General features: G+C 72.2%; 19 protein-coding genes, 1 pseudogene and 1 riboswitch. Of the genes and pseudogenes, 11 read left to right on the forward strand and 9 right to left on the reverse strand.

The window, feature by feature from the left end; all coding sequences use genetic code 11:
- The first annotated feature begins 31 nt into the window (after positions 1-31).
- The 5 genes from OHB00_RS04290 to OHB00_RS04310 all read left to right on the forward strand — a co-directional run bounded on the left by OHB00_RS04290 (position 32) and on the right by OHB00_RS04310 (position 5,160).
- The gene (locus OHB00_RS04290; RefSeq protein ID WP_406431378.1) at positions 32-766 is read left to right on the forward strand and encodes a nuclear transport factor 2 family protein; all 735 of its coding nucleotides are present in this window, start codon (positions 32-34) and stop codon (positions 764-766) included.
- Positions 763-1,104 (forward strand): YciI family protein, encoded by a 342-nt coding sequence (locus OHB00_RS04295; RefSeq protein WP_406431380.1) that lies wholly within the window; start codon positions 763-765, stop codon positions 1,102-1,104. Before OHB00_RS04290 ends, OHB00_RS04295 begins: the two co-directional genes overlap by 4 nt.
- Positions 1,101-2,360, forward strand: a complete 1,260-nt coding sequence (locus OHB00_RS04300; protein WP_406431382.1) for an RNA polymerase sigma factor — start codon at positions 1,101-1,103, stop codon at positions 2,358-2,360. The genes OHB00_RS04295 and OHB00_RS04300 overlap by 4 nt, the downstream gene beginning before the upstream one ends.
- Before the next feature lie 104 nt (positions 2,361-2,464).
- Entirely contained in the window at positions 2,465-3,631 is a 1,167-nt protein-coding gene (locus OHB00_RS04305) for a serine hydrolase domain-containing protein (protein ID WP_406431384.1), read from the forward strand.
- Complete coding sequence (locus OHB00_RS04310) at positions 3,628-5,160, forward strand: alpha/beta hydrolase (RefSeq protein WP_406431386.1); 1,533 nt, start codon at positions 3,628-3,630, stop codon at positions 5,158-5,160. The genes OHB00_RS04305 and OHB00_RS04310 overlap by 4 nt, the downstream gene beginning before the upstream one ends.
- A gap of 229 nt (positions 5,161-5,389) precedes the next feature.
- On the opposite strand, the gene pgm is transcribed toward OHB00_RS04310, so the two are convergent.
- Together pgm and OHB00_RS04320 are read right to left on the reverse strand one after the other, a co-directional pair.
- On the reverse strand, positions 5,390-7,030 hold the full coding sequence (gene pgm, locus OHB00_RS04315; RefSeq protein ID WP_406431388.1) for a phosphoglucomutase (alpha-D-glucose-1,6-bisphosphate-dependent): 1,641 nt from the start codon (positions 7,028-7,030) through the stop codon (positions 5,390-5,392).
- Between the two features lie 120 nt (positions 7,031-7,150).
- Entirely contained in the window at positions 7,151-7,537 is a 387-nt protein-coding gene (locus OHB00_RS04320; RefSeq protein WP_406431390.1) for a barstar family protein, read from the reverse strand.
- A 146-nt stretch (positions 7,538-7,683) separates the two neighbouring features.
- On the opposite strand from OHB00_RS04320, the gene OHB00_RS04325 reads away from it, so the two are divergent.
- Complete coding sequence (locus tag OHB00_RS04325; RefSeq protein WP_406431392.1) at positions 7,684-8,340, forward strand: O-methyltransferase; 657 nt, start codon at positions 7,684-7,686, stop codon at positions 8,338-8,340.
- A gap of 113 nt (positions 8,341-8,453) precedes the next feature.
- Here OHB00_RS04325 and OHB00_RS04330 read toward each other — a convergent pair whose 3' ends face one another.
- The 4 genes from OHB00_RS04330 to OHB00_RS04345 all read right to left on the reverse strand — a co-directional run bounded on the left by OHB00_RS04330 (position 8,454) and on the right by OHB00_RS04345 (position 11,158).
- The gene (locus OHB00_RS04330; protein WP_406431394.1) at positions 8,454-9,209 is read right to left on the reverse strand and encodes a CbtA family protein; all 756 of its coding nucleotides are present in this window, start codon (positions 9,207-9,209) and stop codon (positions 8,454-8,456) included.
- A 22-nt stretch (positions 9,210-9,231) separates the two neighbouring features.
- Positions 9,232-9,453 carry a CbtB-domain containing protein gene (locus OHB00_RS04335; protein WP_365805408.1) on the reverse strand — a complete coding sequence of 74 codons (222 nt, stop codon included), beginning with the start codon at positions 9,451-9,453 and terminating at the stop codon, positions 9,232-9,234.
- Positions 9,454-9,489: 36 nt separating this feature from the next.
- A riboswitch (cobalamin riboswitch) is annotated at positions 9,490-9,631 on the reverse strand.
- 66 nt (positions 9,632-9,697) lie between these two features.
- Positions 9,698-10,753: an enoyl-CoA hydratase/isomerase family protein gene (locus OHB00_RS04340; RefSeq protein WP_406431397.1), complete on the reverse strand. Its 1,056-nt coding sequence runs from the start codon at positions 10,751-10,753 to the stop codon at positions 9,698-9,700.
- 90 nt (positions 10,754-10,843) lie between these two features.
- Complete coding sequence (locus OHB00_RS04345) at positions 10,844-11,158, reverse strand: hypothetical protein (RefSeq protein WP_406431399.1); 315 nt, start codon at positions 11,156-11,158, stop codon at positions 10,844-10,846.
- An 84-nt stretch (positions 11,159-11,242) separates the two neighbouring features.
- On the opposite strand from OHB00_RS04345, the gene OHB00_RS04350 reads away from it, so the two are divergent.
- The 5 genes and pseudogenes from OHB00_RS04350 (at position 11,243) to OHB00_RS04370 (ending at position 19,520) form a co-directional block, all read left to right on the forward strand.
- The gene (locus tag OHB00_RS04350) at positions 11,243-12,439 is read left to right on the forward strand and encodes an EfeM/EfeO family lipoprotein (RefSeq protein ID WP_406431401.1); all 1,197 of its coding nucleotides are present in this window, start codon (positions 11,243-11,245) and stop codon (positions 12,437-12,439) included.
- Complete coding sequence (efeB, locus tag OHB00_RS04355) at positions 12,436-13,683, forward strand: iron uptake transporter deferrochelatase/peroxidase subunit (RefSeq protein WP_406431403.1); 1,248 nt, start codon at positions 12,436-12,438, stop codon at positions 13,681-13,683. Before OHB00_RS04350 ends, efeB begins: the two co-directional genes overlap by 4 nt.
- A 213-nt stretch (positions 13,684-13,896) precedes the next feature.
- Positions 13,897-15,702 carry a phospholipase C gene (locus tag OHB00_RS04360; protein WP_406431405.1) on the forward strand — a complete coding sequence of 602 codons (1,806 nt, stop codon included), beginning with the start codon at positions 13,897-13,899 and terminating at the stop codon, positions 15,700-15,702.
- 250 nt (positions 15,703-15,952) lie between these two features.
- Positions 15,953-16,722, forward strand: a pseudogene (locus OHB00_RS04365) (multicopper oxidase domain-containing protein); the annotation flags it as partial.
- 428 nt (positions 16,723-17,150) lie between these two features.
- Positions 17,151-19,520: a SpoIIE family protein phosphatase gene (locus tag OHB00_RS04370; RefSeq protein ID WP_406431407.1), complete on the forward strand. Its 2,370-nt coding sequence runs from the start codon at positions 17,151-17,153 to the stop codon at positions 19,518-19,520.
- 71 nt (positions 19,521-19,591) lie between these two features.
- On the opposite strand, the gene OHB00_RS04375 is transcribed toward OHB00_RS04370, so the two are convergent.
- The 3 genes from OHB00_RS04375 to OHB00_RS04385 all read right to left on the reverse strand — a co-directional run bounded on the left by OHB00_RS04375 (position 19,592) and on the right by OHB00_RS04385 (position 23,912).
- Positions 19,592-21,436, reverse strand: a complete 1,845-nt coding sequence (locus OHB00_RS04375; RefSeq protein ID WP_406431409.1) for a M1 family aminopeptidase — start codon at positions 21,434-21,436, stop codon at positions 19,592-19,594.
- Between the two features lie 158 nt (positions 21,437-21,594).
- Complete coding sequence (locus tag OHB00_RS04380) at positions 21,595-22,206, reverse strand: hypothetical protein (RefSeq protein WP_406431411.1); 612 nt, start codon at positions 22,204-22,206, stop codon at positions 21,595-21,597.
- On the reverse strand, positions 22,203-23,912 hold the full coding sequence (locus tag OHB00_RS04385; RefSeq protein ID WP_406431413.1) for a PHP domain-containing protein: 1,710 nt from the start codon (positions 23,910-23,912) through the stop codon (positions 22,203-22,205). The genes OHB00_RS04380 and OHB00_RS04385 overlap by 4 nt, the downstream gene beginning before the upstream one ends.
- Positions 23,913-24,123 lie beyond the last annotated feature (211 nt).

Raw genomic sequence — 24,123 nt, forward strand, 5'->3', positions numbered from 1 at the left:
TGCAGGAAGCTCTTGAGGACCGGGAGGAATCATGAAGTACATGTTGCTGGTCTGCGGTGACGACACCGCCGACGCGTCCGGGATGGCGCCGGTGGAGCCGTGGGTGGAGGAGCACGGCGTCCGGCGTGGGGCCCGGCTGTACGGCCACCGCCTGCAGCTGCCGGACCAGGCGGTCACCGTGCGGGTGCGTGACGGGGAGGTGCTGCGGACCGACGGGCCGTTCGCGGAGACGAAGGAGTACGTGGCCGGGTTCGACGTCGTCGACTGCGCCGGTCTGGAGGAGGCCGTACGGATCGCCGCCGAGCACCCGGTGGCCACCATCGGGGCCATGGAGGTGCGCCCGTTCTGGGACGAGGGGCTCATGGAGGACGCCGAGGAGGCCGTCCGCCGGATCGACGCCGAACTGACCGCGGCCGCCCGCGCCCGGGACATCGACCGGATGGCGGCCTGCTACGCGCCCGACGTGGACTTCTTCGGACCCGCCGGTCTGCAGGGGCAGTCGGGGATCGGCGCGCTGCGCAAGGCGGCCGAGGCCTGGTTCGCGACGCTGAGCGGGCCGGTCCACCGCGAGGTGCTCGAACTCCGGGTGCGCCCCGGGGAGGGCAGCACCTTCAGCCACGCCCTCGTCAGGATCCACGGCACCCGTGCGACCGGGGAGCCCCTGGACCGGGTGGTGCGGGTGACCACCGGCTACCGGGACACCGGTTTCAGCTGGCTGATCGCCCACGAACATGTCTCGTTGCCCGTGGCGGGGAGTCCGTCATGAAGTACGTCATGTTCATCTGCACCCCCGTGGGCGGCGAGGAGCTCAGCCCCGCCGCGATCGCCGAGGACCCGCGCTTCGCCTCGTACCTTCACGACGTCCGCACCCGGGACGTCGTCAGGGGCGGCGCCCGGCTGCGGCCCGCCGCCGACGCCACGACCGTGCGGGTCCAGGGCGCCGAAGTGCTGCTCGGTGACGGGCCGTTCGCCGAGACCAAGGAGTACATCGCGGGCTTCGACGTCATCGAGGTCGCCGACCTCGACGAGGCGATCGCGCTGGCCGCCCGGCACCCCGCGGCGCTCGCCGGCGGCTCGGTAGAGGTACGGCCGGTCTGGGAGTGAGCACCACGGACGAGGTCGAGGAGGCCGTCGCCGCAGCCTTCCGCGAGGAGTGGGCCCAGGTCGTCGCCACCCTGATCAGGGTGACCGGCGACTGGGATCTCGCCGAGGAGTGCGCGCAGGACGCCTTCGCCCAGGCGCTGGAACGGTGGCGGCGCGACGGAGTGCCGGGCCGCCCCGGCGCCTGGCTGACCACGACCGCCCGCAACCGCGCCCTGGACGTGCTGCGCAGGGAGACGGTGGGGGCCAGGAAGCTGAGGGAGGCAGCGGTGCTGGCACGGGACGAGGAGCCGTACGACCCGTTCGGTGAACGGGACGACAGCGGTGTGGTGGACGACCGGCTGCGGCTGGTCTTCACCTGCTGCCACCCGGCGCTGCCGATCGAGGCCCGGGTCGCGCTGACGCTCCGTACCCTGGCGGGGCTGACCACGCCCGAGATCGCGCGCGCCTTCCTCGTTCCCGAGGCGACGATGGCGCAGCGTCTGGTGCGGGCCAAGCGGAAGATCCGCAACGCCGGCATCCCGTACCGGGTGCCGCCCGCGCATCTGCTGCCCGAACGCACGACGGGCGTCCTCGGCGTGCTGTACCTGCTGTTCAACGAGGGGTACGCGGCCACGGCCGGCGCCGACCTGATGCGGACCGGCCTGTGCGCCGAGGCGATCCGGCTGGCCCGGCTGCTGGCCCGGCTGATGCCCGACGAACCGGAGGTCGTCGGGTTGCTCGCGCTCCTGCTGCTGCACGACGCCCGCCGGGACACCCGGGTGGACGCGGCCGGCGACCTGGTGACCCTGGAGGACCAGGACCGCACGGCCTGGGACCGCGCCGAGATCGACGAGGGCACCGCGCTCCTGGACGGCGCGCTGCGCCGGGGCCGCCCCGGCCCCTACCAGATCCAGGCCGCCATCGCCGCCTGCCACAGCACCGCGCCGAAGGCCGCCGACACCGACTGGGCCGACATCGCCGGCCTCTACGGCGAACTCCAGCGGTACGTCCCCTCGCCCGTGGTCCGGCTGAACCGCGCGGTCGCCGTGGGCATGGCCGAGGGCGGTGCGGCGGGGCTCGCCCTGGTGGCGGAGCTGGAGGCGGCGGGCGACCTGGCCGGCTACCACCTGCTGCCCGCGACCCGCGCCGACCTGCTGCGGCGCATGGGACGTATGCGGGAGGCGGCCGAGTCGTACGCGCGGGCGCTGGAGTCGGCGGAGAACGCGGCGGAGCGCAGGTTCCTGGAGAAGCGCCTCGCGGAGTGCCGGCGGGCGTAGCCGCCGGGGGGTTCGCCGCAGGCTCCGACGGGGGCTGACCCCCGGCTGGATGCGGCAGCCCACCGGAGTGATCGCGGGGCGGTCCGTGCCTAGCGTGAGGGCACATGGCAACGTTCTCCCTCAAGCCCGCCCTGGCGTTATCGGTGGCGGCGCTCGTGCTGGCGTCCGCACCGGCGGCCGTCGCACGGTCGTCGCCTGCGCAGCTCGCCGAGCGCTGCGGCCCGCACGCCGGTGTCCGCCGGGCACTGACCGAACTGACCACCGACGATCACATCACCGGCGCCTCGGTCCTCGCCGACGGCCCGTGCGGGCGCTGGACCGCGGCCGCCGGCACGGCCGACCTGCGCACCGGCCGCCCGATGAACACCACCGACCGGCTGCGCGTCGGCAGCGTCACCAAGACGTTCACCGCGACGGTGGTCCTGCAGCTCGCCGCGGAGCACCGGCTCGCGCTCGACGCCACCGTCGACCACTACCTGCCCGGCCTGATCGACGCCCACGGCTACGACGGCCGGAGCATCACCGTGCGGCAACTCCTGCGGCACACCAGCGGATTGCCCGACCATCTCGACGCACCGGAGTGGGAGCACCCGGACCGGGTGCGGTACCGCCGTTTCGCACCGCGCGAGTTGATCACCCGAGCCCTCGAACTCCCGCACCCGCAACGGCGCTGGCACTACGCCACCACCAACTACCTGGTGCTGGGCCTGCTCGTCCGGAAGGTCACCGGACACCGCCCCGAGGACGAGATCAGCCGCCGGGTGATGCGACCTCTCGGGCTGCGCGACACCTACTGGCCGGGGGACGAGACCCGCATCCAAGGGCCGTACTCCCACAGCTATTTCACGTCCGCCGACGGGCGGCGCGTCGACGGCACCGACTGGAACATGACCTTCGGCGGGGTCGGCGGTGCCCTCGTCTCCACGCAGGGCGATCTCACCCGGTTCGCCACCGCGCTGCTCGGCGGCCGGCTGCTGCCCGCGGCCGGACTGGCGGAGATGAAACGGACGGTGGCCGCCGATCCGGACCGGCTGTGGCCCGGTGCCCGGTACGGGCTGGGGCTGATCTCGTCGCCGCTGTCGTGCGGCGGCGTGTGGTGGGGGCACGCCGGGACCGTGCCCGGTGGGCATCGCGCGCTGGTCGCCGTCGGCCCCGGCGGGCACAGCGTGGCCGTCGCCCTGAACCGGGTCCCGGACAGTCTCCAGGCCGAACTGGACTTCCAGAACCTCATCGACACGTCTGTCTGCGCCACCGAAAGGAGCTCCGCATGACCGGCTTCGCGGCCACGGCCGCCCTGGCCCTGGCGAGTGCCCTGGCCCTCGGCACCACACCGGCCGCCACCCATGCCCCGGACCCGCTGGCCCGCTACCACCACCAGCGCCTCACCTGGAAGAGCTGTGTGCTCGGCCCGGGCGACGACACCGGCAAGGCGCTGCGGAAGGCGGGCGCCCGCTGCGCCGACGTCACCGTGCCGCTGGACTACGACGACCCGGGCGGCCGTACCGTCACCGTCGCCGTCTCCCGCATCAGGGCCACCGACACCGCCCACCGCGTGGGTGCGCTGCTGCTCAACAGCGGCGGGCCCGGCGGGCAGACGATCGGTGACCCGCCGTGGGTGCGGGAGGCGATGAAAGGCGTGGGCAAGCGGTACGACGTGGTCGGCGTGGACCCGCGTTTCGTCGGCCGCAGCACGACCCTGGACTGCCACTGGCCCACGGGGTCGGGGATCCGCGGTCCGGGTCACGACCGGGCCGGATTCGACCGCTCGACCGCCCTCGCCGAGGAACTCGCCCGCGACTGCCGGAAGTACGAGGGCGACGTCCTGCCGTACGTCACCACCCGGAACACCGCGCGGGACATGGACGTGATCCGTGCGGCGCTCGGTGAGCGGCGGATCTCCTACCTCGGCTATTCGTACGGCAGTTACCTGGGCGAGGTGTACACCACGATGTTCCCGAAGCGCACGGACCGGGTGGTGCTGGACGGGGTGGCCGACCCCGACCGGTACAGCCCTCGCCTGCTGCGCGGCTCGGAGCCCGCCAACCGGCACGCACTGCGGGACTGGGCCGCCTGGGCCGCCGCCCGCGACACGACTTACGGCCTGGGCCGTAGCCCGAAGGCGGTACTGGCGGTCGTGGACCGGGTCCAGGCCGCGGCCGAGCGCGCCCCGCTGCGGGTCGGTGGCTACCGGGTGGACGACAGCGTCACACCGATGGTCGTCTTCAGCGGCCTCTCCCAGGACAACGACGCGGCGTACGGCGACTTCGCGGCGGCCGTCCGCGACCTGCGGGACGCGGCCGACGGCAGGCCGGTCGACCCGGGTCCATGGCTCGCCGACACGCTCCGGTTCATGCTGACCGGTTCCGAGTCGGCGTACGGCAGTGTGCAGATGGCCTTCCTCTGCGGGGACGTGGGCGCGCCCCGCGACCCGGAGACCTACTGGCGTGACGTCCGACTAGCCCGCGCGCAGGACCCGTTGTTCGGGCCGGTGACCAACAACATCGGGCCGTGCGCCTTCTGGGACCCGCCGCGCGAACGCCCGACCACCATCAGGGACGACCTGCCCGCCCTCCTCGTCAACGCGACCGGCGACCCTCGCACCGTCTACGAGGGCGCCCAGGCGGTGCACCGCGACTGGCCCGCCTCCCGGCTGGTGACCCTGCGCGGTGCGGACCAGCACGCGGTGTTCGGGGTCTACGGCAGCGGCTGCGTCGACGCGACGGTCAACGCGTATCTCGCCACCGGCCGGCTGCCGGCCGCGGACGTCACCTGCGCCGCGCGTTCTGCGCCGACGCCCTGAGCTCCTCCCACCGCACCCGTGGCCGGGGCGGGCCGCGCCGGCCCGGACAGCGGTCGGTGGCCCGCCTCGTGCCACGGAGCGCGCTCACCGCGCCGCTCACCCGGCCGCGAACCTCTCGTCCGTGGGCACCGGCCGGGGCGCGGCGGACCTGGCCCCGGTCCGTGCCCGCCGCCGTGCCTACGCGAGTTGACCACCGCTCCGTCGCGGAGCTTCCGGAGGTGCCGAGGCGTCAGCCGCCGAGTGCGGTCATCACCACCGCCTTGGCCTCCTCCTGCACCCGGGCGAGGTGGTCGGGGCCCTGGAAGGACTCGGCGTAGATCTTGTAGACGTCCTCGGTGCCGGACGGGCGGGCCGCGAACCAGGCGTTCTCCGTGGTCACCTTGATGCCGCCGATCGCGGCGCCGTTGCCCGGTGCCTCCGTGAGCACCGCGGTGACCGCCTCGCCGGCCAGGGTCTCCGCGGTGACCTGGGCCGGGGAGAGCTTGGCGAGGAGGGCCTTCTCCTCCCTGGTGGCGGGGGCGTCGATGCGGGCGTAGGCGGGTTCGCCGAAGCGTGCGGTGAGGTCGGCGTAGTGCTCGGACGGCGTCTTGTCCGTCACGGCCGTGATCTCGGAGGCGAGCAGGGCGAGCAGGATGCCGTCCTTGTCGGTGGTCCACACGGAGCCGTCCCGGCGCAGGAAGGAGGCGCCGGCCGACTCCTCGCCGCCGAACCCGATGGCACCGCTGACCAGTCCGTCCACGAACCACTTGAACCCGACCGGGACCTCGACCAGCCGACGGCCGAGGTCGGCGGCGACCCGGTCGATCATCGAGGAGGAGACCAGGGTCTTGCCGATGCCGGCGCCGGCCGCCCACTGCTCGCGGTGGCGGTAGAGGTAGGAGATGGCGACGGCGAGGTAGTGGTTGGGGTTCATCAGGCCGGCGTCGCGGGTGACGATGCCGTGCCGGTCGGCGTCGGCGTCGTTGCCGGTGGCGACGCGGAACTCGGTCCGCTTCTCGATGAGCGAGGCCATCGCGTACGGCGACGAGCAGTCCATGCGGATCTTGCCGTCCCAGTCCAGCGTCATGAACCGCCAGGTGGGGTCGGTGTAGGGGTTGACCACGGTGAGGTCGAGGCTGTGCCGTTCGGCGATCCGTCCCCAGTAGGCGACGGAGGCGCCGCCGAGCGGGTCGGCGCCGATGCGCAGTCCGGACGCCCGGACCGCGTCGAGGTCGAGGACGCTGGGCAGGTCGTCGACGTAGACGCCCATGAAGTCGTACCGGCCGGTGGCCGCGGCGGCGAGCGCGCGCTCGTACGGGATCCGCTGTACGTCCTTCATCCCGCCGGCGATGATCTGGTTGGCGCGGTCCTGGATCCAGGAGGTGGCGTCGGATGCGGCGGGGCCACCGCTGGGCGGGTTGTACTTGAAGCCGCCGTCGGCCGGCGGGTTGTGCGAGGGGGTGACCACGACCCCGTCCGCGAGACCGGCCGTACGGCCCCGGTTGTGGGTGAGGACGGCGTGGGAGACGGCGGGGGTGGGGGTGTAGCCGTCGGCGCTGTCGATCAGGACGGTCACGCCGTTGGCGGCGAAGACCTCAAGGGCGGTGACCTTGGCGGGCTCGGACAGGGCGTGGGTGTCGGCGCCCAGGAAGAGGGGGCCGTCGGTGCCCTGGCCGCTCCGGTACTCGCAGATGGCCTGGCTGGTGGCCGCGATGTGGTCCTCGTTGAACGCGGTCGTCAGCGACGATCCGCGGTGTCCCGAAGTGCCGAACGCCACCCGCTGGCCCGGGTCGGACGGGTCGGGGTGCAGTGCGTAGTAGGCCGTGACCAGCCGGGCCACGTCGACGAGGTCCTCCGGAGCCGCCGGCCGGCCCGCTCGCTCATCCGGCATGAGTCCACTTCCTCCGCAGTCGTTGATCGATCGCTCGCGGCCCATCTTTCCCTGTCAGCGGCCGCGGACGCGAGTGCGGCGCCGGTCGCGCGCCGAAGACACGGTGGGTTCACGACCGGTTCACAGCAGTCTCACCGCGTTCGGGGCCCGTTGTTCGAAGATGTCGAGCAGCCAGTCGAAGACGGTGGCTCCGCGCCCGGCGCGGGCCTCGGCCAACTCCGCGGCGACTGCGGCGCGGTTGGACGGGTGACAGCGGGCCAGCCGGATCTCCAGCTGGCGGGCGGTCTCCGCATGCCCCAGATACGCACGGGACGTGTCGTGGTCGCGCCACTCGAAGACGAAGTCGCGGTCGTCGGGCGTGCCGAAGCCGCCGCTGAGGCAGTCGGCGAACGCGTCGAGGTTACGGCCGAAGTAGCCGCCGGGCCCGTTGACCGCTTCGCCGATCACCCGCCAGAAGTCCTCCAGGGTCGTGATCGCGGTGCCGTCCAGTACGTAGGTCTCCGTCACGGCCCGCAGGATACGACGGCGTACCGGCCGCAAGCATTGGTTGCGGAGGAGATCACCCCGCCAGGACCACAGCCCGCCGCATCGATATATCGTGATACTGCTCAGACTGTATCGATGACATTGACGCAGGAATCGAGGGGTTCGGGATGTCGACCGAGCACGCCACCAGTCCCTTGCAGGATCCCCGGGTCCAGGCCGTACTCGACCGGATCCAGGCCGAGCGCCGCCGTCCCGCCGGAGGCGGGCCGCGCGGCGGCACCCGGGATCCGTACGCCTTCACCGACGTCGGCTTCTCCATCCACCCCGCCCAGGGCGACCTGATCTATCTGCTGTGCCGGGCCGTCGGCGCCACCCGGGTCGTCGAGTTCGCCACCTCTCTGGGCGTCTCCACCCTCTACTTCGCCACCGCGGTCCGGGACAACGGAGGCGGCACGGTGATCGGCTCCGAGATCGTCCCGGAGAAGGCGGCCGCCGCCCTGGGCCACCTCGCCGAGGCCGGCCTCGCCGACCTGGTGGACCTCCGGATCGGGGACGCCCGCGAGACGCTGCGCGACCTGGGCGGGCCCGTCGACTTCGCGCTCATCGACGGGTGGCCGGTCGACTCCGGCCCCTCGCTGGCCCGCCAGGTCATGGAGAACATCGCACCTCAACTGCGCCCGGGCGCGCTGGTGATGAACGACAACGCCGAGCCCGACTACCTGGACTACGTCCGCGACCCGGCCAACGGCTTCCGCACCCTCTCCCTGCCGCTCAAGGGCTCGACCGAGCTGTCCGTGCGGGTCGGACCGTCCGTCGGGGCCTGAGACCGGCACGTGCGGGCCGAGTCGACGGACGCGTCGGGGCGGGACGGGTGAGCGAACGCGCGAGGGCCCCCGGACGGATCCGGAGGGCCCTCGCGTGTCGTTCGGTGTGCCGGTCAGCGTGGAGCGGGCGCCGTGCGCGCGGCGGCCGGCGCCTTCGCCGGCTTCGGGTTGAGGACGCGCTCGGCCAACTCGCCGAACAGCAGGCCGAATCCGCCCCACAGCGACACCTGGATGGCGAGCGCCGAGAGCCGGAACCGCCACAGCAGGGTGGCCGGGAAGTCCTTCGGCACCTCGTTGACGACCGGCAGGAACTGGTACGCCAGCCCGATGACGACGCCGAACGCGACCACCGCGAGCACGGTCGCCCACCAGGTGCCCAGCCGTGGCCGGAGCCGCTTGCCGAGGATGGTGGCGGCGACCGCGAGAAGCACGCTGAGCAGCATCATCAGGAAGTACAGCGTGGTCCGCTTGCCGATGGTGTCCGGGTCGCCCACCGACGGCGGGTTGGCCGGGTACTTCAGGAACGGCACCACGTACACGGCGACGAGCGCGCAGCCGGACAGCAGCAGCGCGGTCGCCCGTGGCGAGAAGCGGCCGACGCGGCCGAGGGCGAAGGAGTAGGCCAGGGCGGCGATGCCGCCGAAGGCGACCCCGTAGACCAGGACACCGGTGGCCAGGCCGGCGGTGGACTGCAGGGAGCGGGAGACGACCTCCATCTCGTGCTCGTGCGAGTGGGCGTCCTCGAAGCTGATCGCCTTGTCGACGTTCGGCTCACCGAGCAGCCAGGCGACGACGAGGGCGAGCAGACCGGCGGCCAGACCGGCCAGCATGCCCCGCACCAGGAGGCTCCGGACCGTTGCGGAGTTCATGGGTGGTACGGCGTCCCTCGCGTCAGTGGCAGGGGAAGCCGAGCAGGTGGCGGGCGTCGTGCACCCACTCGTGGACGTCCGTGCCGCTGAACACGGAGGTGGCGCCCTGTTCGGCGCCGACGAAGTAGAGCAGGACCAGCATCAGGATGCCGAAGAAGACCGCCCAGGGAGCTATCGCGGACAGCGGCAGCTTGGCGGGAACGGCGGGGGTGGTGGCTGTCGGCGGAGCGACGGTCTGCGCCATGGCAGGACCTCCTCTGGGAGTTCGCGTCCCATCTCGGTGGTGCACAGGACGACGGCCACGGGTCTGACTCACAAGCAGCCCTCGGGCTCTTGCACACAGTGGCGCGACCGTTCCGGATTTCCACCGGCTTCCGTCTCGCCGTCGTCGATATCGGACAGACCGTACCGCGTGTCAGGGGCACGGCCAAGACCGCCTCACCAGCCGTGATCTTCATCTCGCCCCTGGTGAGCGGCGCCCGGGCGGGTCAGGCGGGCGGGGCCAGACCCAGTTCGCGCTCGCCGAGCGGGGCGAAGAAGCGGTCGACGACGGCATCGGTGACCTCGGCGAGGGTGGCCGGCGACCAGTGCGGGGTGCGGTCCTTGTCGACGACCTGGGCTCGGATGCCCTCCACCAGGTCATGGGTGGCGAGAGCCGCGCAGGAGACGCGGAACTCCTGGTCCAGGACGTGTTCCAGCGAGCCGAGGCGCCGGGCCCGGCGCAGTGCCTGGAGCGTGACCTTCAGGGCGGTGGGCGACTTGGACAGCAGGGTGTCCGCGGTCTCCTTCGCCGCCGGGTCGCCGTGCGCGAGCAGCCGCTGGACGATCTCCTCGACCGTGGCGGCCGGGTAGCAGGCGTCGATCCACGCCCGGTGCCCGGCCAACTCCCCGTCCGGCGCCTGCCGCACCTGCCGGGCGAGCGCCTCGGGCACGGGCAGGACGGCGAGGTCGGCGACGAACGCGGGGAGCGAGCCGGACGGCATGTAGTGGTCGGCGAGTCCGCACAGCAGGGCGTCGGCGGCGCCGATCTGCCCGCCGGTCAGCGCGAGATGGGTGCCCAGTTCGCCCGGCGCCCGGCCGAGCAGATACGTCCCGCCGACGTCGGGCACGAAGCCGATCCCGGTCTCCGGCATGGCGATCCGCGACCGCTCGGTGGCGATCCGGACGCCGCCGTGCGCCGAGACGCCGACGCCGCCGCCCATCACGATCCCGTCCATCAACGCGACATACGGCTTCGGGTAGCGGGCGATGCGCGCGTTGAGCCGGTACTCGTCCCGCCAGAACGCGGCCGCGGCCGACCCGTCACCGTCCCGGGCGTCGTCGTGGACGGCACGGATGTCACCCCCGGCGCACAGGCCGCGCTCCCCTGCTCCGGTGATGACCACGGTCTGGACGGCAGGGTCGTGCTCCCAGGCGGTGAGTGCCTCGTCGACGCGGCGCACCATCGCGTGCGACAGCGCGTTGATGGCCTTCGGCCGGTTGAGCGTGATGTGCGCGGCCCGTCCGCTGACGTGCAGCAGGACGTGTTCCTCGGCGCCGGTCATCCGGACACCTCCGCCGGGCCGCGGGCCACGATGAGGCGCATGGTCTCGTCGGTTCCTTCCGGGGTCGCTGGACGGGTGGGTCACGGACGATCATCTCGCGACCGTCCGGTCCCTGACACACCGGCCCTTCGCGCATCGCTGGGGAGACCAGGCGGTGCCCGGCGGCCGCCGCGTCCTCGGGGTCCACCGTCCCGGCCACAGCCGGGCCACGCCGAAGGCCGCCTCGACCACGAGGAAGGACCACAGCAGGCACGGCTCGCCGTGGCCGAGCGCGTACGCCTGCCAGGTGGCGAATACGACCGCTTCGCCGATCACCGGCCCGGCACCGAGCCCGGTCCATTCGGCCGGTACCGACGGAGCGGGTCCCCTGGAGGTCCGGTGAACCCGCAGGGAACTCTTGGTCATGGGTTTCCCTGGACGGCCGTTCGAGTACAAAGGGCTGCCTAACATGAGGCGATCACGAACGGTACGAATCCCCGGGAGCTCGGGATGGTGTTGTCCGGCCTCAGCTGGAGGTCGTTGCGTCCCTGGGCGGTCGTCGGTGTCGCCGTCGTATGCCTGGTGGCCGGGTTTCTGGCGCTCACGCACGACTCACGCCCCGCACACGCCGCCCCGGCCGCGCTGCCGCACACCACCGTGGAGGTGTCCGCCAGCCGCTGCGGCCGCGGATGGAGCACGCCGGTGCCCGGTGTCCAGGTCTTCGACCTGCACAACCCGACCGACGGGTCGGCCGAGGTCCTCCTGGAGGACCCGAAGAGCCAGGCCGTGTACGGCGAGGTGGAGGACATCGGGCCGGGCACGACCCGGGAGCTGACCGTCCGGCTCGGCAAGGGCGCGTACGCGTTCAAGTGCGTGCCCGACGACGCCGACGCCGTCACCGGGCCGACCGTCCGCATCGCCAGGGGCCGCAGCGGCCCGGCCGCGGCCCCGGTCACCGAGCACGACCTGATCCCGCCGGCGCTCGCCTACCAGAAGTGGGTGGGCGGCGGCCTGTCCGACGTCGTACGGCTGACGACGACCCTGCGGGCCGCGATCGACCGCGGCGATCTCGCCGCCGCCCGCACCGCCTGGCTGCCGGCGCATCTGGAGTACGAGCGGCTGGGCGCCGCGTACGACGCCTTCGGCGACGCCGACGGCGCGATCAACGGCACGGACGCGGGGCTGCCCGGCGGGGTGCACGACAAGGACTTCACCGGTTTCCACCGCATCGAGTACGGGCTGTGGCACGGCGAGTCCGCCGCCGGCCTGCGCGGTCCGGCGGCCGCGCTGGTGAAGGCGGTCACCGCGCTGCGCGACGACTGGGCGCAGACCCGGATGGACCCGGCCCAGCTGGGGCTGCGGGCGCACGAGATCCTGGAGAACACGGTGCAGTTCGAGCTGACCGGCCGTACCGACTACGGCAGCGGCAGCAACCTCGCCACCGCCCGCGCCAACCTGGACGGCACGGTGGAGGTCATGTCCCGGCTGCACCCGCTGCTGGCCGGCCGGTACTCCGGTCTGGCCGGTCTTGAGAGCGAGCTGAAGCGGGCCGGCACGAGCCTCGACGGCTTCGGCCACGGCGGCACCTGGACGCCCCTGGGCAAGCTCGGCCACCGGCAGCGCGAGGACGTCGACGCGGTCCTCGGCGACCTGGTGGAGCGGCTGGCGTCGGTGGCGACCCTGTGCGATCCGCGGAGGACGGTATGAGCGTGAACGAGACGAGCGGACGGGGCGGAGTGGGCCGCCGCGGGTTCCTGCGCGGCGCGGCCCTGGCGGGTGCGGGGCTGGCGGCCGGCGGCCCGGCCGCCCCCGCCACGGACACCGCCACCGCTGCCGCCGCCGCCACGACCGCGATCGCTCCCTTCCACGGCGTCCGCCAGCGGTCCGCGATCGCCGCGCCCCGCCGGACGACCGTGTTCACGTCCTTCGACGTGACCGCCGAGAGCCGCGCCGACCTGACCGAGCTGCTGCGCACACTCACCGAACGAGCCCGTTTCCTCACCTCGGGCGGCACCCCGGACCCGGTCGGCGTCACCGGGCCGCCCGCCGACTCGGGCGTCCTCGGTGAGCAACTGCCGTCGGGTGCGCTGGCGGTGACCGTCGGCGTAGGCGGCTCGCTCTTCGACGACCGGTACGGGCTCGGGAGACTGAGGCCGCGCCGGCTGACGACGATGCCGGCCTTCCCGGACGACGACCTGCGGCCCGAGTGGTGCCACGGCGACCTCAGTTTGCAGTTGCACGCGGACGACACCGACACCGTGCTGCACGCGCTGCGCGACATCGCCCGGCACACCCGGGGCGGTATGCAGGTCCGCTGGCGGCTGGACGGCTTCACCAGCCCGCCCCGCCCGACCGGCACCCCGCGCAACATGTTCGGCTTCAAGGACGGCACCGCCAACCCGCAGACCGCCGACGCCCGGGAGATGGACCGGCTGGTGTGGGTCGGCGAGGACTCCGGCGAACCCGGCTGGGCGGTCGGCGGCAGCTACCAGGTGGTACGGCTGATCCGGATGCTGGTGGAGTTCTGGGACCGGGTCTCGCTCAGCGAGCAGGAGCGGATGTTCGGCCGTTCACGCGAGTCCGGGGCGCCCCTGGACGGGAACGCCGAGCACGACACGCCCGACTACGCCGACGACCCGAAGGGTGACGTCATCCCGCTGGACGCGCACATCCGGCTGGCCGACCCGCGCACCACGGCCACCGCCGACCAGCGGATCCTGCGCCGTGCCTACAACTACGACCGGGGCATGGACAGCAACGGCAACCTCGACATGGGCCTGCTGTTCAGCTGCTACCAACAGGACCTGGCCCGGCAGTTCGAGACCGTGCAGAGGCGGCTGGCCGGGGAGCCGCTGGTCGACTACGTCTCCCCGTTCGGCGGCGGCTACTTCTTCGCCCTGCCCGGCGTGCGGGACCGGAACGACTGGTACGGACGCGCCTTGCTGACCTGAGCTTGTCCGAACAACTTCAGGGCATTTCCGTAACCCATACAGTCAACACACAGTCAAGATTTGCCCCAGCATCCCTGACCCGGTGTTCATTCACCCGCCATCATGACTCCGCCGGAACGCCCGCAAACGAGCGAAGCATCCCTGCCTGTACGACGCAGTGACGTTCATGCCCGGAGGGGAACCAGCATGGCCAGCACAGGAAGACGAACGGCGATGAGGAGCCTCGGCGCTCTCGCGGGGGCCGCCGCACTCACGGTCCTCGGGGGTACCGCGCCCAGCTGGGCCGCCGTACCCGCCGGGCACAGCGGCGGCTCGTCGACCGCCACCCCGATCAAGCACGTGGTCGTGCTGTTCGACGAGAACATCTCCTTCGACCACTACTTCGCGACCTACCCCAAGGCCGCGAACACCGACGGCACGAAGTTCACGGCGTCCAAGAAGACCCCGAAGGACATCGACACCCTCGCGCACGCCGGGCTGCTGACGAAGAACCCGAACCAGTACCTGCCCAAGCGGCTCACCCCGGCGCAGGCGATGACCTGCGACCAGAACCACTCCTATGGGCCCGAGCAGCTGGCCTACGACGGCGGCAGGGCCGACCAGTTCGTGCAGAACACCGAGGTCGACAAGTGCAGCGGCGGCCTGTTCGGCGAGCCGGGCCTGGTGATGGACTACTACGACGGCAACACCGTCACCGGTCTGTGGAACTACGCCCAGCAGTACGCCCTCAACGACCGCTCCTACAGCTCGGTCTACGGCCCGTCCACGCCCGGCGCGCTCAACCTGGTCTCGGGTCAGACGCACGGCGCGATCTCGGTGGACTCGGTCACCGGCAAGCAGACGTCGACCCCGGACTCGTACGCCATCGCCTCCCCGAACGCCAAGGGTGTCGGCACGGTCGTCAACGACCCCGACCCGGCCTACGACGACTGCTCCGACAAGGACCACACCAGCACCAGCGCGCTGGCGTCGCTGCAGGGCAGGAACATCGGTGACCTGCTCAACGCCAAGAAGGTCACCTGGGGCTGGTTCCAGGGCGGCTTCCGCCCGTCCACGGCCTACAACGGCGCGTCCGGCTCCTACGCGAAGTGCGACACCACGCACACCAACGTCGGCGGCGCCTCCGTGGTCGACTACAGCCCGCACCACAACCCGTTCTCGTACTACAAGTCGACGTCCAACCCGCACCACCTGGCGCCGAAGAACGTCAACGAGATCGGCCACAACGGCCAGGCCAACCACAACTACGACCTGACCGACTTCACCGCGGTCGCCAAGGCGGGCAAGCTGCCGGCCGTCAGCTTCCTCAAGGCCGGTGAGTACCAGGACGGCCACGCCGGCTACTCCGACCCGACCGACGAGCAGCACTTCCTCGTCAACGAGATCAACACCATCCAGAGCTCGCCGCAGTGGAAGTCCACCGCGATCGTCGTCGCCTACGACGACTCCGACGGCTGGTACGACCACGCCTACGCCAAGCCCCGCAACGGCTCCAAGGACACCACGGTCGGCTCCAACGGCAAGGCCCTCGACAGTGCCGCCTGCCAGGCCGGCCCGGCCGCGTCCGGCGGCTACGCCGACCGCTGCGGCCCCGGCACCCGGCAGCCGCTGCTGGTCATCTCGCCGTACAGCAAGGTGAACAAGGTCGACCACACCCAGACCGACCAGTCCTCGATCACCCGCTTCATCGAGGACAACTGGCACACCGGCCGCGTCGGCGACCACTCCTTCGACGCCACCGCGGGCTCGCTGACGAACATGCTCGACTTCCGGCACCCCAACAACAAGCAGGTGCTGCTGAACTCGGACGGCTCCGTCAAGCACATCGGCCCGATCCGCCACGTCTCCCCGGTGAGCACCCACATCACCCCGGGCCCGGCGATGGTGAACACGGCCGCGACGACCGGCTCCGGCCAGTTCCCGGCCCTTCCGGTCAGCCTCGGCGTGGGCGCCCTGCTGGCCGCCGGCGCCACGGGCACGTACCTGACGCTGCGCCGCAGGCAGCGCACGGCCGCCTGACACCACCCCGCCCCGACCCGCTCGGCACGGTCCACCTCCCCGGACCGTGCCGAGCGGCGTTTCCGCGCCCGGTTCTGCCGCCCAGCACTGCGGCTGGCCGGACATATTCCCCCTTTCGGACGGAACGCGGCATTCCTGGAACGTCGGCCGCGTCTCGGAAGTCCTGTCGAGTGAAAGGCACGAACCACAGAACAACACGGGGGTGCTCGACCTTGACCGACATCATCGACAGGATCACCGAGAACGGCGCGGGACCAGCGGCGCCGAGCCGAACAAGGACGTCGCCGCCCTGCCCGCCTGGACGGTGACCCACCTGCACGCAGCCCAGACCGGCGGGGGCAACGACGGCTGGGCGGACAACGCCGTCGGCTCCGGCGACGCCCAGCTCTCGGAGTACCCGAACGACCGCCAGGCGGTGCGGAGGTGGTACCACGACCACGCCATGAACATCACCCGGTGGAACGTGCACACCGGCCTGTACGGGACCTACCTCGTCCGTGACGACGAAGAGGACGCCCTCGGACTGCCGTGCGGGGAGCGGGAGATCCCGCTGCTGCTCGCCGACCGGAACCTGGACACCGACGAGGACGGCCGCCTCAACGGGCGGCTGCTGCACAAGACCGTGATCGTCCAGCAGCAGAACCCGGAGACGGGCAAGCCGGTCACCGTTCCGTTCACCGGGCCGACTTCCAGCTGCTGGGCCGCGACGCCTACGACGTCTCCGGCTTCGACCCGGCGGTGGACGCCACCACCAGGCCGATCGCGTTCGACCCGGCGACGCGGCTTGCGCCGACGCCGAACGGGCTCGGCCACAAGGACGTCTTCCGGGTGCCGGGCGGTCAGGTGCTGCGGGTGATGGGGCAGTTCGACGGTGCGTACGGCCGCTTCATGTACCACTGCCAGCTGCTCGAACACGAGGACATGGGCATGATGCGGCCCTTCGTGGTCATGCCCGAGGAGGCGATGAGGTTCGACCACGGCGCGGCCCACGGCGGCCACGGAGAGGGCCACAGCGGCTGACCCCGCGACGCGCCGCACGCCGGCTCCCGGCGGTCGTCCGGGTGCCGGCACGGCTCCGTTGGAACCGGTCATGGTGGTGCCGATCGTGGTGGTGCCGGGACGTCCGCGCCGCCGGTGCCGCCGGGAGGGCCGTCGGTCGTGCCACCTCGGGGACCGGCGTGGGGCGCGTGCGAGCGCCGACAGCCGGCTCGGTGCCGCTCACCGCGTCCTTCCTGGCCGAGAACGCGGGCGCAGCCCGCTTCGCGGTCGCCCGCCGGCCCCGCGCGTCACCGGGCACCCCGGGCTGTGCGAGTCGGCGGCCGACATCGTGCGGTGAGGTCCGTCGGCCAACGGTGTCCGCCGGGTACCCGGAGGCGGCGACGGTGCGCGCGGTTGTCGTCCGTCGTGCGGCACGGGATCCTGAGGGAGCACGGAGGGAAGCGGTGCCCATGGATCGTTTTCCGAACGCGGCCGACGTCGAATTCCACAGTCCTCTTGACCTCACCAAGGCCGCGGTCGCGGTGTTGGACGCCGACGGCCGCGTCTCGGGGTGGGGTCCCTCGGCCCGGCGTCTCCTCGGACATCCGCCCGAGGACGTGCTCGGCCGGCCCGCGGCTTCCCTGCTCGCCGAGCCGGGACAGCGGCTCTCCGCGCTCTGCAAGGCGCCCCAGCCGCGCAGCACGGTCCTGGACCTGTCCTGCAGGGACGGGCGTACCCTGCGCGCGGCCGTGACCTTCAGTCCGCTCGCGCCCCGGGGCATGGCCGCGACCGTCGTGGTCGCGGCGGAGCTGGAGGCGCTGCGCGCCTGGGAGGCTCAGCTGGCCATGCTGCAGGGGCTGGCCACCGAGTCCTCCGTGGGCCTGACCATCTTCGACACCGACATGCGCGTCGTCTGGGGGAACGTCTCCACCGACCAGGAGCTGGCGGGGGTCGCCCAGTACGTCGGCCGTCCGGCCGGGGATCTCTTTCCCGAGGGCGAGTTCATCTCCCGCCACCACCCTCCGGACGAGGACCAGATCATGGCGCACGTGCTCGCCACGGGCGAACCGATCACGGGCATGCACTATCGCGGGCGGGCTCCCGCCGACCCGGTGCGCGAGCACGTCTGGTCCTGCTCCTACCACCGGCTGCTGGATGCCCGGGGCGAGCCGCTGGGGCTGTTCGAGGAGTCGTTGGACATCACCGACCGCTACCGGGCCCAGGAACGGCTCTCGCTGCTCGTGCGGGCGGGCAAGCGCATCGGTGCCTCGCTGGACGTACGCCGTACGGCCGCGGAGCTCGCCGACGTCGCGGTGCCGCAGCTGGCCGACGAGGTGCTGGTGGACCTGCCGCCGGCCGTCATCGAGGGCCGGCAGCCGCCGACGGGTTCGGCGCCGGGGCACAGTCTGCTGCGGATGCACGGCCGGACCCCGGAGGAGTTCCGGACCAGTCCCGTCTCCTATCCGCCCTCGTCCCCGCAGGCGCTGAGCCTGGCCACCAGCCGGCCCGTCGTCGACGCCGCCCCGCCCGGGGCACCGGACGAGCCGGCCCCGGACGGTCGCCACTCCAGTCTGTTCGTCCCGCTGCTCGCCCGGGACGCGGTCCTCGGCCTCGCCACCTTCCGGCGCAACAGCAACCCCGACCCCTTCGGACCCGAGGAGCAGACCCTGGCGGTGGAGCTGACCGAGCGCGCCGCCGTCGGCATCGACAACGCCCGCCGGTACACCAGCCAGCACGCGGCGGCCCTGGTCCTGCAGCGGAGCCTGCTGCCGCAGCACCTGCCCGAGCAGAGCGCGGTCGACGTGGCGTACCGCTATCTGCCCGCCGACAGCCGGGTGGGCGTGGGCGGGGACTGGTTCGACCTGATCCCGCTCTCCGGGGCCCGGGTGGGGCTGACCGTCGGCGACGTGGTCGGTCACGGCGTGCACGCGGCCGCGACCATGGGCCGGCTGCGCGCCACCGTACGGACCCTGGCCCTGCTGGACCTGGACCCGGCCGAGCTGCTCACCCGGCTCGACGCCCTGGTCGCGCAGGACTCCGAACCCCACGCGGACGACGGGCTGGGCGACGAGACGCTCGGGGTGACCTGCCTGTACGCGATCTACGACCCGGTCAGCGGCCGCTGTGTCTGGGCGAGCGCGGGCCATCCCCCGCCGGTCGTGGCCGACGCGAACGGCGCGGTGGCGCTGTCCGCGCTGGCGCCGGGACCGCCCCTGGGACTGGGCAGCCTGCCCTACGAGAACGTCGAGCTGAACCTGTCCAGCGGCAGTGTGGTGGCGTTCTTCACCGACGGCGTGGTGGAGGACCGGCGCACCGACATCGACAGCGGTATCGACCGTCTCGCCCATGTGCTCACCTGGCAGCGCTGCCCGCTGGAGGAGCTGTGCGACCGGGCGCTCGCGACCCTGCCGCCGGGGCCGCAGGCGGACGACGCCACCCTGCTGCTGGTGCGCACCCAGCGGCTGGGCGCAGGCCAGGTGGCGGACCTGGAGCTGCCGCCCGACCCGGCGATGGTGGCCCGGGCCCGCACCGACACCGAGCGCCAGCTGGAGACCTGGGGGCTGTCCGAGCTGGCCTTCACCGCGGAGCTGGTGGTGAGCGAGCTGGTCACCAACAGCATCCGGTACGCCACCGGGCCCGTGCTGCTGCGGCTGATCAAGGACCGCAGCCTGCTGTGCGAGGTCTCCGACAACGCGCACACGGCACCCCATCTACGGCGGGCTCGCCGGGACGACGAGGGTGGCCGCGGCCTGTTCCTCGTCGCCCAGATGTCCCAGCGCTGGGGCACCCGCTACACGGGCTCAGGGAAGACCATCTGGGCCGAACTGGCCATTCCCTGACCTGGGCGGCGCGGGACGGCCTGTGCCTGCGGCCGTCCCGCGCGCCTGGCCGGCCCCGTGGGCCGGAGGTGTCAGCCGTCGATGCGGTGGGTGGTCCAGAACGACGTCAGGTCGGTGCTGGTGGCCGCCTGGGCCGCCGCCTTGAACTCGGCGGTGGTCGAGACGCCGTACCAGTGCGAACTGGCGTAGCTCTTCAGGAGGCTGGTCATGGCGGTGTCGCCGATCAGGCGCCGCAGGTCGTGCAGGGCGCACTTCCCGTAGCCGTAGACGACGGTCGAGTAGCGGGAGGAGTGGGCGTCCCAGTACGCCATCGAGTTGGTGATCTTCTCCGCCGACGAGGCCCAGGACACGCTGTTCCAGCAGTTGGTGCCGGACAGTCCCTGCGCCAGGTCGGTGGCGTAGTCGGTGAACGCCTCGTCCAGCCAGGGGCTGTTGTACTCGTCGTCACCGACGATGCCGTACCACCACTGGTGACCGATCTCGTGGGTGAGCGCGGTGGTGCTGACGAGGTCGAGGACGAAGCCGGGGTACTCCATGCCGCCGAACCAGAAGTTGTTGTCGATCACCGCGTCCAGCTCGCCGTACGGGTAGGCCCCGAAACGGCCGGCGTGCGCGTCGACCGCCGACTTGGCGGTGGTGAGCATCGACTGGGCACTGGAGGAGCTGATGCCCGACACGGAGTAGATGTTGATCGGGACCCCGCCGGGGGAGGTGCCGGAGATCTTGGTGAACGGCCCGGCCGCCCAGGCGAAGTCACGGACCTTGGAGGCGGTCGCGGTGGTGACGGTACGGCCGCTGGAGCCGGGGGTGTCGGTGGAGGTACCGGTCGCCGGGACCAGCAGGCTGGTGGGGTGGTCCAGGGTCACCTTGAAGTCGGCGGCCAGGGAGTAGAAGGACTCGCCGTTGTTGGTGTACGGGTCCAGGTGCCAGCCGGATCCGTCCCGCACCGCGAGGACGGGCAGGGCGTTGCCGATCATGCTGAAGGAGCCGTCGTAGCCGAAGCGGTCGGCGCCGCTGGGTACGGTGATGCCCAGGTCGAAGCCGATCGTGGTGCTCTGCCCCTGCGCCAGCGGTGTCGGCAGGGCGACCTCCAGCGCCGTGCAGGCGACCGAGAGTGCGCCCGCGGTACCGCCGGTGACGTTGCTGACGGTGATCGGCGGGGCCGAGCAGGTGCCGTGGTAGTTGTCCCACAGCCTGAGGTAGACCTCGCTCAGCGCGGTCGCGGAGGCGTTGGTGAAGGTCACGCTCTCGTGGCCGGTCCAGCCGGTGCCGGTGGAGTTGCTGGTCAGGCTGACCGTGTACGACGGGGAGGCCGGGGTGCGGGTGGTGTCGCCCGGAGTGGTGGCGGCCGAGGTGTCCAGGGCGATGTCGTCCAGGACGAAGCTGGTCTGGAGGCTGGAGTCCTCGGTGCCGGAGAAGGCGACGGTCACGGTCTGGCCGGCGAACGCGGACACGTCGAACGACTTCTTCACGTACCCGGTGTTCTTGTCCAGGTTGGAGTAGGTCGCCAGCGTCGTGCTGCCGATCTTCGCGGTGAGCTTGTCGTACGCCGTCGAGCTCGTCGTCTCCGCGGTGTCCGTGTGCAGCCAGAAGGAGAGCGTGGCGGCGCACCCGGAGGGGATGGTCACGCTCTGCGAGAGCGTGTCGGTGTGGGTGGAGCCGGTGCCGTCCAGCCAGGCGAAGCTGGTGCCGCCGTGGGCGGACTGGCCGGTACGGTTGGTGATCACGCTGGTCGACGACTGGGTCCAGGGTGAAGTGCCGCTCTCGAAACCGCCGTTGGTGATCAGCTGGCTCGACGTGCAGGCGGCGGCGGATGCCGTCGCTGCCGACGCCGTGGTGCCGGGCAGCAGGGCCGCGGCCAGTGCCATGACGGCCGACGCGCTGATGGCGAAGGCCCTGTGGGGGGTCGATCTCACACGAAACTCCTTTGCAGGGGCCGGGGTTCCGGCCTGCTCGGTGACCGCCGTTCCGGCTGGGGTGCGCCAGGGTGGCCTCAGGTCACGCGTCATGAGTGGTGCGAGTCGGAAGCCTGACAGACTTGACCAGGCCATGTCACTAAGGGGATACCCTCGCGTCAGATGTGGTCCGCGCAGCACGGGGTGGGATTGGGGACCTCGAAGGGGGCCAGCAGGCCGCCCGCCGCCGGAACCAGGGCGAGGGTGAGTACTCCGGCGCGCCACTCCGGACGTACGTGGTCCTGAGTCGACACCTGGGTGGTGCCGGGGAGTTCGCCGGCCGGCGAGCCGAGCAGAGCGAGGTGTTCGATGGCGGTCCGGTCCAGTACGTCCGCCACGGTGACCGTGCCGGTCAGCCGCTCCACGCCGGGGTAGAGGACCGCCCGGCCGGAGCCCGGGGGCGCGGCCGCCGCCTGCCGGGCGGTGCCGACGGCCTCGGCCGGGCCGTGCGCGCGGTCGCCCAGGGCCAGACCGGCCCCCGGCGGCAGCGTCGCCGCCAGTTCCTGCCACACCATGCCGGCGTCCGTGTCCGCGTCCGGCAGGGTCAGCGAGATCGTCACACCCCGGCGTTGGTCGGTGCGGAAGAGGTGGGTGCAGGCGAACGTGCCCGCCGGGAGCGTGAGCCGGTCCCGCAGCGCGTGGATCAGGCGGTCGGCCTCACGCAGCGTCGCCGTACCGGCGTCCACCCCGATGACGGGGTGGACGCCGGACGCGTGGTGCGCGGAGGTCATGCGGGCAGGACCCACATCGGGTTGGAGTAGAACCACAGGTCCTTCCACGGGTCGGCGTCGCCGAGGACGTCGATGGCCGGGCCGGCCGGGTCCACGGCGGCACCGTTGATGCCGACCGCGGAGCGGTTGCCGTCGGTGCCGCGCAGCCGGACGTAGACCGGCTTGTCGAGGCGGCCGAGGGCGTACGTCAGCCTGACCGAGCCGGTCGACTTGTTGACCTCGAAGGACTTCACGACCTTGGTGGCGGGCGTGGCGAACGTGTCCCGGTCGCTCACCGTGCCGGTGACGTCGCCCTGGATGACGTCGACGCGGGCCAGCGAGGGCACGAACTGAGCCCAGTTGGGGCCGCCCGCGAGGCTGATCTCGATGACGAGGTCCACCTGGCTGCCCTTGTGGACCTGGAGCACCCCGCCGAGGGTCACCGCGCGGGAACCGGAGCGCAGCTGGGCGTTCAGGCCGCTGATCAGGCCGCCGTGGTCGACCCAGACCCGGCCCGCACGGATGCCGTCCATGACCGACTTGTAGGAGAAGGAGGCGGCGCCGACGTGGGTACGGGAGTACTGGCCCGGCCAGAAGTCGGTGTCGGTGAGGCTGATGCCGGTGCCGTAGACCGGGTCGTCGTAGCGGCCGTTGGCGTTGAAGTCGCTGTTCGGACCGCGGACCGCGGTGTCGGCGTAGACGTTGTGGGAGTCGGAGTTGGCGGTGATCCACCAGGGCTTGCCCTCGGCGAGCAGGCTGTCCCACAGGCCGCCGACGGTGGCGGTCATCCAGTCGAAGCCGCCCCAGGTGCGGTAGCTCTCCAGCGGGTAGCCTGCGAAGGAGTCGGCGCTCGGGCTGTTGTCGTAGATGCCACGGGCCGAACCGGGGCCGTTCGGCTTGGGCAGGCCGCCCGCCTGGTGGCCGGGGGCGCCCTCGAAGCCGACGGCGATCGACGGCTGGGCGTCGCGCCAGGCGCGGATCTCGTGCGGGGAGTCGATGCCCTTGCGCGCCGGGTGGTTGGCGAGGAACAGCGCGTCCTTGACCTTGCGGCGCCGCACCTGCTCGGCGAGGAAGTTGAGGCCGGAGATGGCCAGCGCCTCGTTGGCGGGGGTGCCGGCGGAGGCGCCCTTCACCGAACCGTCGAAGGAGTTCTCGAACTCCTTGAGGACGGCGACCTCGTTCTTGCCGGGGTGGACGAAGACCGTGCCGTGCTCGGCGGCCGGGATGTTCCACTCCAGGCCCTGGAAGACCAGGGTGTCGTCGATCTGGTCACGGGCGGCGACGATGTCCGGGTTGACCTTCTCGACGCCGATCCTGGCGTGGGTCTCGCTGCCGTGGTCGGTGATGACCATCCAGTCCAGGCCGTGCGCGTTGGCCTGCCGGACGTGGTCGATGACCCGGTACTTGGCGTCGGAGCTGTACTGGGTGTGGATGTGGTGGTCGCCCGCCAGCCACAGGTAGCCGCCGGAACGGCCGCTGCCCGAGTGGGCGGAGGAGGCCGCGGCGGCGGCCTGGCCGGCGCCGGCGAGGACACTGCCCGCCGCGAGGCCGGCACCGAGCAGGCCGGTGCGGCGCAGCATCGAGCGCCGGGACAGCTGACCGGGCGTCAGTTCCGCGTCGGGGACGGAGAGATCGAGGGCGGGCGGCAGCGACGAGGCGGCGTCGCCGTCCCCGTGGTGGTGGTGGTGGTGATGGTGACCGTGGTCGTGGCTGTGACCGTGACTCATGCTCGGAACTCCCGCGGGCGGCCGGTACAGGGGACTCAGGACGTGCCGAGTCTGCGAAGGTCGCGTGAACCACGGGGGTCGAGGTCATGGTGGGGTAAAGAACGACTCATGTGCAGCGCGCTACGCACGTGTCCCGGTGCGGAGTCGGCCACGGAGCCGTAAAGACGCCGATGCCCGGCCCGGCCCACGGGGAGCCGGTCCGGGCATCGGG

The organism is Streptomyces sp. NBC_00631 (assembly GCF_045206895.1).
GTDB lineage: Bacteria > Actinomycetota > Actinomycetes > Streptomycetales > Streptomycetaceae > Streptomyces.

Bases quoted from the DNA above. Each gene is read 5' to 3' on its own strand.
- OHB00_RS04290 (WP_406431378.1), top strand. From the start codon at position 32: ATGAAGTACATGTTGCTGGTCTGCGGTGACGACACCGCCGACGCGTCC.
- OHB00_RS04295 (WP_406431380.1), top strand. From the start codon at position 763: ATGAAGTACGTCATGTTCATCTGCACCCCCGTGGGCGGCGAGGAGCTC.
- OHB00_RS04305 (WP_406431384.1), top strand. From the start codon at position 2,465: ATGGCAACGTTCTCCCTCAAGCCCGCCCTGGCGTTATCGGTGGCGGCG.
- OHB00_RS04310 (WP_406431386.1), top strand. From the start codon at position 3,628: ATGACCGGCTTCGCGGCCACGGCCGCCCTGGCCCTGGCGAGTGCCCTG.
- pgm (WP_406431388.1), bottom strand. From the start codon at position 7,030: ATGCCGGATGAGCGAGCGGGCCGGCCGGCGGCTCCGGAGGACCTCGTC.
- OHB00_RS04325 (WP_406431392.1), top strand. From the start codon at position 7,684: ATGTCGACCGAGCACGCCACCAGTCCCTTGCAGGATCCCCGGGTCCAG.
- OHB00_RS04330 (WP_406431394.1), bottom strand. From the start codon at position 9,209: ATGAACTCCGCAACGGTCCGGAGCCTCCTGGTGCGGGGCATGCTGGCC.
- OHB00_RS04335 (WP_365805408.1), bottom strand. From the start codon at position 9,453: ATGGCGCAGACCGTCGCTCCGCCGACAGCCACCACCCCCGCCGTTCCC.
- OHB00_RS04340 (WP_406431397.1), bottom strand. From the start codon at position 10,753: ATGACCGGCGCCGAGGAACACGTCCTGCTGCACGTCAGCGGACGGGCC.
- OHB00_RS04345 (WP_406431399.1), bottom strand. From the start codon at position 11,158: ATGACCAAGAGTTCCCTGCGGGTTCACCGGACCTCCAGGGGACCCGCT.
- OHB00_RS04350 (WP_406431401.1), top strand. From the start codon at position 11,243: ATGGTGTTGTCCGGCCTCAGCTGGAGGTCGTTGCGTCCCTGGGCGGTC.
- efeB (WP_406431403.1), top strand. From the start codon at position 12,436: ATGAGCGTGAACGAGACGAGCGGACGGGGCGGAGTGGGCCGCCGCGGG.
- OHB00_RS04360 (WP_406431405.1), top strand. From the start codon at position 13,897: ATGAGGAGCCTCGGCGCTCTCGCGGGGGCCGCCGCACTCACGGTCCTC.
- OHB00_RS04370 (WP_406431407.1), top strand. From the start codon at position 17,151: ATGGATCGTTTTCCGAACGCGGCCGACGTCGAATTCCACAGTCCTCTT.
- OHB00_RS04380 (WP_406431411.1), bottom strand. From the start codon at position 22,206: ATGACCTCCGCGCACCACGCGTCCGGCGTCCACCCCGTCATCGGGGTG.
- OHB00_RS04385 (WP_406431413.1), bottom strand. From the start codon at position 23,912: ATGAGTCACGGTCACAGCCACGACCACGGTCACCATCACCACCACCAC.